This is a genomic window from Blautia sp. NSJ-175 (assembly GCF_022867815.1).
In the GTDB taxonomy this organism is placed as follows: domain Bacteria; phylum Bacillota; class Clostridia; order Lachnospirales; family Lachnospiraceae; genus Blautia; species Blautia celeris.
The window spans coordinates 1-12,819 of the sequence record NZ_JALIFQ010000015.1; the positions used below are offsets into that span (position 1 = coordinate 1).

The window sequence follows — 12,819 nt, forward strand, 5'->3', positions numbered from 1 at the left end:
TAAGACGGGATATTGAGGACGGTATCGACAGCACAGGCAAGAAAATGACGCTTTGCCAACTCTACGCCAAACAGAACGCACAGAGGGCAAATGTGAAGAAAAGCACACAGAAACAACGGGAACAGCTCATGCGGTTATTGAAAGAGGACAAGTTAGGTGCTAGGAGCATTGATACGATAAAACCCTCTGACGCTAAGGAATGGGCGTTACGCATGAAAGACAAAGGCTTTTCCTATAACACCATTAACAACCATAAACGCTCGTTAAAAGCGTCATTCTATATCGCCATACAAGACGATTGTGTAAGGAAAAACCCTTTTGATTTCAAGTTAAGTGAAGTCCTAGAAAATGATACCAAAGAGAAAGTCGCATTGACAGAGGAACAGGAACAAGCCCTACTCTCATTCATCAAGACGGACAATGTGTATCACAAGTATTATGATGATGTGCTGATACTGTTAAAGACAGGACTTCGTATCTCGGAACTGTGCGGACTAACAATCATGGACATTGATTTTATCCATGAAGTTGTGGTTATCAACCATCAGTTATTAAAGAGCAAGGAACAGGGCTATTATATTGAAACGCCTAAGACAAAAAGCGGAACAAGGCAAGTGCCATTAAGTAGAGAAACGATACAGGCATTTCAACGGGTTATAAAGAAACGCCCAAAGGCAGAACCATTTGTGATAGACGGACGAGGCAACTTTCTATTTGTCAATCATAAAGGCAAGCCCAAAGTTGCGATTGATTACAATATGCTTTTTGTCCGTATAGTAAAGAAATACAACAAGCACCATAAGGATAACCCTTTGCCACATATCACACCACATACGCTACGCCATACATTCTGCACAAGATTGGCAAGCAAGAACATGAACCCGAAAGATTTACAGTATATCATGGGACATTCAAACATCAGTATCACAATGAACTGGTATGCTCATGCGTCCATAGATACCGCAAAATCAGAGGTTCAGCGTCTAATTGCATAAGAAGTATTTACCACGATTTTAACCACGCTTGATAGCGAAAATATAAGAAGATAGACCTAGATATGTGAGGTTTACCACAAAAGCAAAATGCCCGTAGAGCCGATAAAATAAGGCTTTGCGGACATTTAAGAAGATATAAAAAGATAGTCAAAAAGACATATATAATTTTAACAAAAATTTTATACATATTTTACAGAATTATACAAATCCCCTTACGCAAATTAAATGTTTTATTCACCGAATCACTATTGTAATACAATTCACAAAATTTGTCAAAACTTGAAAGAACTTCTAGGTGTAAAAAAAGTAATAAATCACATACTACCATTGTAACAAAAAAACAAAACATTTAAGGAGGAAGAAAAACATGTCTAACACAAATTCTTCTAACAGCGCAGCAGTACCCGAAGCAAAGAGTGCATTAAACCGTTTCAAATATGAGGTAGCCAACGAGTTAGGTGTACCGCTTACAGACGGTTACAACGGAAACCTGACTTCCAAACAGAACGGTTCCGTTGGTGGTTATATGGTTAAGAAAATGATCGAAGCACAGGAAAGACAGATGTCAAGCGGATCTACTCAGCTTTAATCTTCGTCCTGCCTGAGAAACATACTTTCTCAGAAAAAAGTTGAATGATCACTCATTCAAAAAAGAGGGCGCTTCTTCCGCATGAAGGAGCTCCCTCTTTTCCTTTTACATAAAACCCGTTGAAAATAAGTTCTTATAAATCCACTTTATTTCCGCCTTCTTTGTATTCATTGTTGATCACATAGTAAGCGGCGTTCTCTTCCGGTTTGATGTAAATCTGCATTTCTTTGATGTCGCTCTCTTTTTTTCCGGTCTCGTCCATCCATGCTTTTTTTACACTGTTTTCAATATCTTCAACCTTGTATTCGTTGCCCAGGCACTGAACATAAACAAATTTCTTTGCTTCCGCAGCTTTTGCGGCAGGTTTTACGGCTGCTTTTTTCTCAGCTACGGCTTTCTTTGCAGCGGCACGTTTTACAGGCTGTTTTTTCTCTGGTGTTTTTGCAGCTTTTACTGGTTCTGCAGCTTTTGCTGCCTCTGTCTTCTTCTCTTCGGTCGTTGTCTTCACAGCCTCTGTCGCAGCTGCTTTTGTCGTTGATTTCTTAATAGGCATAATAAATCTCCTCCTTTTACATACCCTTTGAAATTTCGATTTTCCCGTTAATCATATACCTTTTCCGGGAAAATTTCAAGTTTTTTACTCTACACTTTTCATGGACTCCACCATATCCACCTTTTTCAGACGGAAATGCATGAAGAAATTTACCACTGCTGAAAAGAATAAAGTGATCAGGATACTGTACACAAAACTGATGATTTCTATGTCTCTGCCGAACATCATAATATCTGTCTCGGCAGTCAGAATCACGAACCGATGCAGGATTTTTCCGAAGAAAATTCCCAGAAAACAACCAATCAAAGTCAGGCACACATTCTCCCTGAGCACGTATCTGGATACCTCCATATCATAAAAACCCAGAACCTTCAGGGTTGCCAGCTCCCTGATACGCTCACTGATATTAATATTATTCAGATTGTACAGAACAACAAATGCCAGAAGACCCGCGGCGATGACCAGCACATAGATGACCGTATCCAGGCTTTTCAGCATATTGGCGATCCTGTCCGCTGTCTTTGTAATAAATGAGACCTCAGATACCTGATCATAGGCCATATATTTCTCCTGCATGCTGTCTTCAAATGCGCTGTCCGTGGAAGTATTGATTGTGAGATAGTCCACAAATTCCGGCGTTTCCCCGAATACTTTGCCGTACAGCTCAGGAGAGATGTAGATGTAATGGAGGAAATAGTTCTCCGTGATATGGGAAACCTTCACCTCAAAATGATCTGTCTCCTCCTCCTTCAGAACCACAGTGTCGCCCTCCTTCACATCCAGCAGCTTTGCCAGCTTCTCTGATATGATGATCCCGTCATCGGAAAGCTCGTAATGCTCCTTCGTCGTACGGCTGCACAGGTCGGCATATTTTTTAAATTCCTTTGCATTCTCAGGCACCATCACATAGGCGCTTTTGGTCACATCCTCTTTCTCATTTTCGATATCCATGGAGGTCTTGTAAACTGCCATAAAGGATTTGATATCCTTATCCTTTTCCATGGCGTCCATCACTTCCTCTTTTTCCTCCGGTGTGGTTTTATCCTCTAATACAATCTCTGCGTGGTAGGACAACAGGTCATTGTACTGGATCGTACCGATGGAGCGGACCGAATCCTTCACGCCGAATCCCACCAGCAAAAGTCCCATACAGCCGCCGATGCCCAGAACCGTCATGAAAAACCGCTTTTTATACCGGAACAGGTTCCGGACCGTGGACTTGTTGGTAAAGCTCAGGTGGTTCCAAATGATTCCCACACGTTCCAGCAGCACTCTTTTCCCCGACTTCGGAGCCGCGGGACGCATCAGGGTTGCCGGTGTGGACATCAGTTCCTTATAACAGGCGATTCCGGCTGCCGCGGTAGTACAGGCAATGGCCAGCAGAGTGGAGGATATGGAATATCCCGCGTGCAGCGGTGCCACCGCCTCAGGAAGATTGTTGTAGAGGATACCATAGGCATTGATGATGACAGGGGGCAGTATCTTCTGCCCTGCCACCAGTCCCGCCAGACTGCCTATGAGGGATGCCAGAAGCGCGTAACACAGATACTTTGCCGCGATGGAGAGTTTGCTGTATCCAAGTGCTTTCAGCGTTCCGATCTGGGTTCTCTCCTCCTCCACCATTCTTGTCATGGTGGTAAGGCATATCAGGGCTGCGACCAGGAAAAAGATCGCCGGAAATACGTCTCCTATGGCCTTTATCCTGTCTGCATCCTGCTCGTATTCCACATAAGTCTGTATGAAATCACGGTTGAGAATATACCATTTTGGCACCTCCAGATCATCCAGATCCTTCTGCCCGTCTGCTACCTTCTGCCTGGCATCTGCAATCTTCTCATCCGCATCCGCCTTCTTTTCCTCATATTCCCTGCGTCCGTCCGCAAGCTTCTTCCGGTTCTTTTCAATCTCAGACTCCCCGTCCGCGATCTCCTTCTCCCCGTCCGCAAGCTGGGCCTTTCCATCCTCAAGCTCTTTTCTTGACTGCGCGATCTGAGCCTTTGCGTCCGCAAGCTCCTGCTCTTTGGATTCCAGAAGCTCCCTGGCCTCATCAAGCTGATTTTCTCCATCCGCAAGCTGAGCTGCCCCGTCCTCTATCTGGGCCTTTCCCGCTGCAAGTTCTGCTTCCTTTTCCGTAAACAGTACCTCTGCCTGGGCAATCTGGTCCTCTCCGTCTGCAAGCTCTGCCTCCTTTTCTGCCAGGGTTTCCGCCTGGGCATCAAGTTGGTCGAGCTGCTTTTTCAGCCCCTCCAGTGCAGCCGGCAGGGTCTGCTGCTGCTCTTTTAACTGAGGTAAGGCATTGTCCATCTGGGCTTTCTGCTCCTCTAACTGCTGCAGGGTATTCTGAAGATCCGCAAGCTGTCCTGAGGCCGCAGAGATACCTGCCTCAATCTGGGCTTCCTGCTCTCTGGCCTCATTTAACTGCGCCTCCAACTGCTGCCGGATATCCTCTGCCTCAGGGGGAACAGCGGCAAGCTGCTCTTCCAACTGGGCGATTCCTGCCTGAACAACCGCCTGCTTCTGTTCCAGATCCGCGATCCCTGCTTCCGCCTGATGAATGCCGTCCGTAACCTTTGCTATGCCGTCCCGGACAGCCGGGAGTCCGGCCTCTATCTCCTGAATCTTCTGCTCTACCTGAGCAATGCCTGCCTCCGTCTGGGCAATGCCGTCTGTAAGCTGCTGTCTGCCCTGGGCGATCTGGGCTTTGCCTTCCTCCAACTGGCTGCGTCCGTCAGAAAGAGCTGCCTTCTGTGTGTCAAGCTCCTGCCATCCCTCTGCGATCTGATTCTCGCCGTCCGCTGTCTGGGCTTCTGCCTCCTCCAGCTCCCGGCTCTTCTCCTCCAGTGTGGAGGCATTTTCATAGTAGGTATTCCAGCCGTCTGCAAGCTGGTTCTCCCCGTCTGCGGCCTGTGCTTCCCCATCCGCAAGCTGAGCCTCCCCGTCAGTCAGTTTATCCCTGGCTGTCTGCAGCTCTTTTTTGGCATCGTCAAGCTTTTGCTGGGCGTCCGCAAGTTCTTTTTCCCCGTCATCCAATTCCTTTTTGGCATCCTCCAGCTTCTGCTGGTTCTCCTCTATCTCTGCGGATGCATCATCCAGCTTTTCCTGTCCTTCCCGATAGACAGACTCGTAGCGGATATCACAGCGTCCGTCCGCTATGGCATCCAGATGGTCCTCCACCTCTTTTACGGTATCCTCGTACTTATCTGAACCTGATAAAAGCTCTTTTGCTCCCGCCACCCGTATCACAGCCTCTGTATAGACCTCCAGGGAAAAGCTTTCTGCCGGAATGACCAGAAAACTGCTCAGCTCGCCGTTTCCTATTTTGCTGGTGCCCCTGTCCAGGCTGAGATAATAGGCAGTCGTTCCGCTTCCCACAATCTTGTATTCTGTGACAGCAAGCGTATCTGCTATGTCATCATCTGTACCGGATTTCACAGAGATCGTATCTCCGATTTTATATCCGGAAAGACTCAAGAACCGTTCATCCGCAAGGCATTCATCCTTTTTTTCGGGCATACGGCCCTGCTTTACTGTTATCTTATTGATATCCTCATAGGCTGACATCATGCGCACAACAAGCTGTGCTTCTTCCGTACTGCACAGCACATCCGCGCTGTAGCCGCCCCGCACGGACTCCACACCCTTTATATCCCGAATCGCATCTATGTCCTTCTCCGTCAGGCCCAGGTCACTCAGCACGCGGATATCCATGAAATTGCTCTTGTCATACAGAAGGTCTGCCGACATATTCATATCCGGAGCCGCTGCCCTTACACCGGCAAAAAAGGCCACGCCCAGTGCCGCAATAAGCATTATGGACAGAAACCGGTTCCTTGTCTTTTTTATCTCCATAAAAAAATCTTTTGCTAACGCATTCTTCTTCATGCTGTCACACCTTTTTCTCTATAGTCCCGGCAGCTCCAGCCGTTCCTTCGCATAATCCAGAAGACGTTCTCTGAGCCTTCTGTGTTGTTCCAGTGACAGATCCGGGTCCAGCTTGAGGATCGCGCCTCCCGCCTCACTGGCCTCCTTCAGCACCTGTGCATCCTGGTAAATGTCAGCCAGCGCAAATTCCATATCCCCGCTCTGCCGGATTCCGAACAGATCCCCGGGTCCCCGAAGCCGCAGATCCTCCCCTGCGATCTCAAAGCCGTCATTGGATTTTACCAGGATCTCCAGACGCTCCTTTGTCTCCCGGGCATCCTGCCCCTGCATAAAGATACAGTACGACTGATGTTCTCCTCGTCCTACGCGTCCCCTGAGCTGGTGAAGCTGGGCCAGGCCAAACCGCTCCGCATTCTCCACCATCATGACAGTGGCATTTGGAACATTTACGCCGACCTCAACCACTGTGGTGGAGACCAGTATCTGTATCTCATTGGATGCAAAAGCACTCATGATCTTATTTTTTTCGGCAGGCTTCATTCTTCCGTGAAGAGGTTCCACCCTGATCTGCGGAGGCATGATATCTCGCAGGCGCTGTGTATAATCCAGTACATTTTCCGCTTCCAGACCCTCGCTCTCCTCCACCATGGGGCAGATGACATAGACCTGTCTTCCTGCCTGAATCTCCCGCTCCATAAAAGCATATGCTTTCGGACGGTAAGAAATATCCACCACACAGTTTTTTATGGGCAGCCTTCTGGCCGGAAGCTCGTCAATCACGGAGATATCCAAATCCCCGTACAAAATGATCGCCAGGGTCCTTGGTATGGGTGTGGCACTCATGACAAGAACGTGTGGCTTCTCCCCCTTTTTAGAGAGATCATCCCTCTGGCTGACCCCGAAGCGGTGCTGTTCATCGGTGACCACCAGGGCCAGATTCTCATACTGCACCTTCTCCTGGATCAGGGCATGGGTACCCACAACCATTCTGGTTTGTCCTGAGGATATCTTCTCATAGATCAGCCGCTTTTCCTTCACAGTACAGGAACCTGTCAGCAGCACCGGTTCATAAGCAAGCCCCTGCTCCTCCAGCAGCTTCTTCAGCGCCTCAAAATGCTGGGCTGCCAGAACCTCTGTGGGGACCATAAGGGCAGACTGGTAACCGTTTACGGCTGCCAGTATCATGGATAAGAACGCGATAATGGTCTTGCCGCTTCCCACATCCCCCTGCACCAGCCTTGACATAAGGGAATGGCCTGTCATATCCCGCTCTATCTCTCCCCAGACACGCCTCTGGGCATTGGTCAGGGGATAGGGAAGGTTTTCTATGACATTCTCTGTCTCCCAGACCGGCTTTATGTTAAAATGGCTGACTGCGTCCTGGGTCTTCTCTTTCATCATGCGCACAGCCAGTATAAAAAACAAAAATTCATCAAAAACAAGTCTTCTCCTGCCAAGAAGCATATTCTTTTTATCTCTGGGAAAATGAATTTCCGATATTGCAAAATTATACTCTGCCAGATGATAGTGGCTGCGGAAATCCTCAGGCAGATATTCCTGCACAATCTCCTTCTCCTCCAATGCCTGATGCATGGTCTTGACTACCAGCTTGTTGGTCAGTCCCTTTGTCAGGCCGTATATGGGGTTCAGGGTGTGCAGCATTTCCCCGTACTTTTCGGGGGTAAACACTTCCGGGTGCTCCATGGTAAGGCGGCCCTTCTTCTCTGTGACCATTCCACGAAATATGTAGCAGCTTCCCGAGGCTATGGTGTTTCTTAAAAAGGGCATGTTATACCATGTCAGGGAAAGGCTTTGTCCCTCCTCTTTCAGAGCTGCCGTCACCACAGTGAGCCTGCCTGTACTGCGCACCCCCACTTTTCCGGCTATCCTTCCGGCCACAGCAGCTTTTTTGCCCGGCTTTAGCTCTGCCAGGCTTACCGGCTGCGCGTATTCCTCGTAATCCCTGGGATAGTACCTAAGCAGGTCGCCTACGCTTCGTATCCCAAGTTTTGCAAATAATTTTTCTGTCTTCTCTCCAATCCCCTTGATGGAACGGATCGCATCTGCTTCTCTCATCTTTGTAACTCCATCTCCGGCTCACACGCTGTCTTTCTTTTTGTGTAAAGAAGAGGTGTTTCAGCAGGCAAAGCCGCGTCCACACCTCTTATTTTTCAATCCCGCAGGTTATTCCACGGATACCACATAATAATAGATCGGCTGACCGCCGTCGTTTACTTCCACATCAAAATCCGGGTAGCGCTCCTCCAGCTTCTCACCCAGGCGCTGTGCATCCTCTGCACTCACATCAGACCCATAGTATACACTGATGATCTCCGTGTCCTCATCCACCATAGCGTCAATGGTCTCCATGGTAATGCCTTCCACGCCCTCGCCCACAGCTAAAATGCCATGGTCACCGATTCCCATAATGTTGCCCTGGCGAATCTCCTTATCATCGATCTTCGTATCCCTCACCGCATAAGTGACCTGACCGGTCTTCACATTGCCGATGCACTGCAGCATCTCCTCTGTATTCTGCTCCACCGTCTTCTCCGGCACATAATTGATCATCGCCGTGATACCCTGAGGTATGGTCTTGGTCGGAATGACAATGATATTCTTATCTTCTGTCAGATCCCTTGCCTGGTTGGCTGCCAGAATGATGTTTTTATTGTTGGGGAACACGAAAATATTCTTTGCATGTACCTGCTCAACGGCTTTCAGCACGTCCTCTGTACTTGGATTCATGGTCTGGCCGCCTTCGATCAGATAGTCAGCGCCCAGATCCCGGAAGATATCTCCCATGCCGTCGCCTACCGATACAGAGATGAATCCCACCTCTTTTTCCGGAACGGCTTCTCTTTGCTGTGCTGCCAGCTTCTCAGCCTCTTTGATCACCTTTTCATGGTGTTCCAGGCGCATATTGTCAATCTTCATGTTGGAGAGCTGGCCGTAAGTCAGGGCTTTTTGGATTGCCATACCAGGATCATTGGTATGTACATGCACCTTCACGATTTCATCATCCGCCACAACTACCAGGGAATCTCCAATGGACATGAGATATTCTTTGAAAGTCTGCTCCTCTTTTTCCGGAAATTCCTTTTCCAGCATGATGATAAATTCTGTGCAGTAGCCGAATTTGATATTGCTCTCCTCCGCGGACACCGGTTTGCTCATGCCTGAGGACTTGGGCTTTTCAAAATTCATGTCGATCTCTTTGCCCAGATAGCCGTCATAGGCACCTTTCAGAACCTCCACCAGTCCCTGTCCGCCGGAGTCCACAACGCCTGCCTCTTTTAAAACAGGAAGCATATCCGGTGTTCTGGAGAGCACATGCTCCGCATGGGCGATCACATCCGCAAAGAAACTGCTGAGATCCCTGCAGTCCTCTGCGATCTCCAGAGCCTTGTCAGCCGCGCCCTTGGCAACTGTCAGGATTGTACCCTCTTTTGGCTTCATAACAGCTTTATAGGCGGTTTCCACACCCTTTTCAAACGCTTTTGCAAAGGCAGGTGCATCCACTGTATCATAATGTTCAATGGTTTTTGTAAAACCTCTCAAAAGCTGAGAAAGGATAACTCCCGAATTTCCTCTTGCCCCGCGCAGGGAACCGGAAGAGATGGCCTTAGCCAGTGTCTTCATGGTTGGATTCTCAAGAGCACTTACTTCAGAAGCGGCAGACAGAATCGTCAGCGTCATATTCGTTCCCGTGTCACCGTCCGGTACAGGGAATACATTCAGTTCATTAATCCATTCTTTCTTAGCTTCCAGATTTTTGGCACCGGCCAGAAACATCCTGCCAAGCATCTTCGCGTCAACGGTATTGGTATTCAAAACAAGTTTCCTCCTTAATTAATCGATTACTCTTACGCCCTCTACAAGGATATTGATCTTCTCTATAGTCAAACCGGTAAATTCCTCCACGCGGTATTTCACATTGCTGATGAGATTGTCGGACACGGCAGAGATGCTGACGCCGTACGCGACGATCACGTGAAATTCCAGAGTGATTTTATTATCGGTGATGATGACATTGATTCCATGCTTCAGGCTGTCTTTCTTCAGGAGCTTAACCAGCCCGTCCTTCATGCTGACTGCCGCCATGCCTACGATTCCAAAACATTCGACTGCCACGCTTCCCGCATAAGTAGCGATGACATCCGTATCAATCATTATTTTACCTAATCCTGTATCAACAAGTCCATCCATGCACGGACACCTCCATAGCTTTTTTCTTTGCCGCCGCCCGGGGTATTCCCCGGTCTGCCGCTTTTTCATAGAACCATTCTAACATATCTTTCCCAAAAACGAAATATTAATTTAAAATTTTTATATTTTCACTTGCAAATCCTGTTATCTTCTGTTAAAATAACTATTGTTGTGAGTTTGTATACACGGACTTATTCTATGTTAAGGAGGTGCTACCATGGCAAAGTGTGCAATTTGTGAAAAAGGTGCTCATTTCGGGAACAACGTGAGCCATTCCCATAGAAGATCAAACAAGATGTGGAAATCCAACATCAAATCTGTTAAAGTAAAAACAGCAAACGGTGCTGCAAAGAAAATGTATGTTTGTACTTCCTGCTTAAGAAGCGGCAAAGTGGAGAGAGCGTAAAGAATGAGGAAAGGCCTTGTCCGATGAGACAAGGTCTTTTTTTGTCCTCTTCTATATTCATTCAGCAGCAGAACAGGTTGTATCCCACCAGCATGCACAGTGCCGCAAGTAATACCATAAGGAAGCTCTTTGGAAATATCAAGGCAAGAAACAGCCCTACTCCAATCCAAAACAGTAAAAATCCAATGAGTCTCTGCACAGTCTCTCTGTTTCTCCTTTTGCCTGTTTACTTTAATATATGCACAAAGCCGCCATGAATGACATCCCGGCGGCTTTTTTATGTCCTGTATCCTCTTTACTCTTCTGTTTTATCTTCTGTATCTGCTTCCTCAGCCTCTTTCTTCTCGGATTCTGCTTTCTTTGCAGGCTCTTTTGCTGCTGCCGCTTCCTCTTTTTTGCCGTCCGTAAATTTATTTACAAAATCGGGAACCATATCCAGAATTTTGGTAAGGCCGTCCTGGTTCTTCACATTGACCAGTTTTGTACTGCCGCCTGAGATCACCAGCACTGCGCTTGGGGAGACCTTGCCGCCCATACCGCCGCCGCCGTTGTTCTTCTTGTCATCGGCAAATGCACCTGCAGCCACGCCGAAGGATACGTCAATCAGCGGAAGGATAATGGTGTCTCCCACAGTGATCGCCTCCCCTACCACTGTTTTCGTTGTGATAAAGCTGTCCATTCCCTTGAAGAGGGAATCCACCGTTGTCTTGAAACTATTATCTGAAGCCATAGTTATTTCCTCCTTAATGTTTACTTGTTTTTAAATTTTTTTCTCAAATCCCTGACATTGGCATCCCTGAACAGTTTCCAGACCGTACGGAGAAACATAAACCCGTACATTCTTCCCCAGATCTGTGCGCGTCCTTCCAGTATGACTCTGTCAAAATACGGATGCAGGGAAAGTCCTCTGCCGTAAAGAGGATAGAAAATACTGGCTCCTGCCAGCACCTGCCCTGTAAGCGCCGGATCATCAAATCCAAAATAAATGTCGCCTTTTATTTTTCTGGGCCGCACATGCCTCATTATGATACCCAGTTCTCCAAATACCAATGTCTTGGCACCCAGAAAGGATTCCGAGGCCAGCAGTTCCCTGATTTGCTCTATTTTACCATAAATCTCTTTGGCTGTCCGCCTGAAATTTACAAAAGCCGCTTTTATTTTCCCGGGAAGCCCAAGAAGTTTTTTTATGATCTCCGAAATTTTTTCAAAAACACTGCGGAGTTTCGCAGCCGGACTCTTTTTCTCAGCCGGTTTCTTCTTCTCAGCCGGTTTCTTCTTCTCTGCGAAGTCTTTTGTCTCCGCGGAGTTTTTTGTCTCAGCGTCCTTCTCTGTCCCGACAGCATTTACGCTGCTTTCCTTCTCAGTCTCCAACAGGGCCTGCTGTGCGCTGCGGGGCTCTTTTGCCGGAATAGCTGCCTGTTCTTCTGTTTCCGTGCCTTCCCCCGGTGGTGTTTTTTTCTCCTCCGCTGCTGTCAGCTCAGGTTTTTTCTTCTGTCGTTTCTGCCTCCAGGCAGCGATTTTTTTCAATACCACATCCACGGGTATTCCCAAAAAACGGATGGAAAGCTGTAACCCTTCCGTCCCGGAACCGTATCTGGCTGTGACAAAGATCAGATGGAACAGCCAGGAAATCCTCACTTTTCCCTCGTACTTTCCCTCCTCCCGGAAAGCGCTTCCGTAGTAGCGCACCGGTACAAAGACCAGCGACAGCAGAAGGAGAAGAAGCAGACACAATATCACCAGCAGCAGAATTCCGATTATTTTTAGTATACCCAAAATTATATGTATCAGCATCATCTTCTCACCTGTCAGTCTCTTTTTTTCACCCGGGCTGCTTTTTCAAGGAGCCAGCCGCGGATATCCATGGCGCCTGTCTCCTCATAGACTTCTTCTGCAATCTGTTCCACCAGCTCCACAGCCTCGTAATATCCCGAACAGAGTCCCACGATCATGGGACAATTTCTCCTGATCGGCTTCTGCAGCAAATAATTTGCAGATATAATTTCCAGGGAATTTGCCGGGTTGACTGCAAGGGTCACCAGATAAATATCAATGACCCCTGCACCCTGATTGATCTTCCGTATCAGCTTTTTTTGTTTCTTTTTTGCATTATCGCCAACATACAGATTCTTATACCAGTTTAGCATAAATTTCCATCCTTAATCAGAGTCCTGCAACGTTCCGG

The 12,819-nt window shown here is 47.6% G+C and carries 11 protein-coding genes; 3 read left to right on the plus strand and 8 right to left on the minus strand.

All coding sequences use genetic code 11. The features are described from left to right. Positions 1-995 (plus strand): tyrosine-type recombinase/integrase (locus MUB35_RS20570; RefSeq protein WP_244806755.1); only part of this gene is annotated, 995 nt, incomplete at its 5' end. Between the two features lie 367 nt (positions 996-1,362). Further along, positions 1,363-1,584 (plus strand): alpha/beta-type small acid-soluble spore protein, encoded by a 222-nt coding sequence (locus MUB35_RS20575; RefSeq protein ID WP_033141730.1) that lies wholly within the window; start codon positions 1,363-1,365, stop codon positions 1,582-1,584. 133 nt (positions 1,585-1,717) lie between these two features. Here MUB35_RS20575 and MUB35_RS20580 read toward each other — a convergent pair whose 3' ends face one another. The 5 genes from MUB35_RS20580 to MUB35_RS20600 form a co-directional block, all read right to left on the minus strand. Continuing rightward, the gene (locus MUB35_RS20580) at positions 1,718-2,137 is read right to left on the minus strand and encodes a DUF6465 family protein (protein ID WP_033141731.1); all 420 of its coding nucleotides are present in this window, start codon (positions 2,135-2,137) and stop codon (positions 1,718-1,720) included. 84 nt (positions 2,138-2,221) lie between these two features. Next, complete coding sequence (locus tag MUB35_RS20585; protein ID WP_244806756.1) at positions 2,222-6,019, minus strand: ABC transporter permease; 3,798 nt, start codon at positions 6,017-6,019, stop codon at positions 2,222-2,224. Positions 6,020-6,037: 18 nt separating this feature from the next. Next, positions 6,038-8,095 (minus strand): ATP-dependent DNA helicase RecG, encoded by a 2,058-nt coding sequence (recG, locus tag MUB35_RS20590; protein WP_244806757.1) that lies wholly within the window; start codon positions 8,093-8,095, stop codon positions 6,038-6,040. 108 nt (positions 8,096-8,203) lie between these two features. Next, positions 8,204-9,853: a DAK2 domain-containing protein gene (locus MUB35_RS20595; RefSeq protein WP_244806758.1), complete on the minus strand. Its 1,650-nt coding sequence runs from the start codon at positions 9,851-9,853 to the stop codon at positions 8,204-8,206. Between the two features lie 18 nt (positions 9,854-9,871). Then, positions 9,872-10,228, minus strand: a complete 357-nt coding sequence (locus tag MUB35_RS20600; RefSeq protein ID WP_033141735.1) for an Asp23/Gls24 family envelope stress response protein — start codon at positions 10,226-10,228, stop codon at positions 9,872-9,874. 217 nt (positions 10,229-10,445) lie between these two features. Between MUB35_RS20600 and rpmB the strand changes: the two genes are divergently transcribed. Beyond that, positions 10,446-10,634, plus strand: a complete 189-nt coding sequence (rpmB, locus tag MUB35_RS20605) for a 50S ribosomal protein L28 (RefSeq protein ID WP_018598007.1) — start codon at positions 10,446-10,448, stop codon at positions 10,632-10,634. 295 nt (positions 10,635-10,929) lie between these two features. Here the strand turns inward: rpmB and MUB35_RS20610 are convergent, their stop codons facing one another. The 3 genes from MUB35_RS20610 to MUB35_RS20620 are packed head-to-tail and all read right to left on the minus strand — an operon-like array spanning position 10,930 to position 12,781. Beyond that, a complete protein-coding gene (locus MUB35_RS20610) occupies positions 10,930-11,364 on the minus strand; it encodes a GerW family sporulation protein (protein ID WP_033141736.1) in 435 nt (144 codons plus the stop codon). A 20-nt stretch (positions 11,365-11,384) separates the two neighbouring features. Beyond that, the gene (locus tag MUB35_RS20615) at positions 11,385-12,431 is read right to left on the minus strand and encodes a hypothetical protein (RefSeq protein WP_244806759.1); all 1,047 of its coding nucleotides are present in this window, start codon (positions 12,429-12,431) and stop codon (positions 11,385-11,387) included. Between the two features lie 11 nt (positions 12,432-12,442). After that, a complete protein-coding gene (locus tag MUB35_RS20620) occupies positions 12,443-12,781 on the minus strand; it encodes a hypothetical protein (RefSeq protein WP_033141738.1) in 339 nt (112 codons plus the stop codon). Positions 12,782-12,819: the final 38 nt, after the last annotated feature.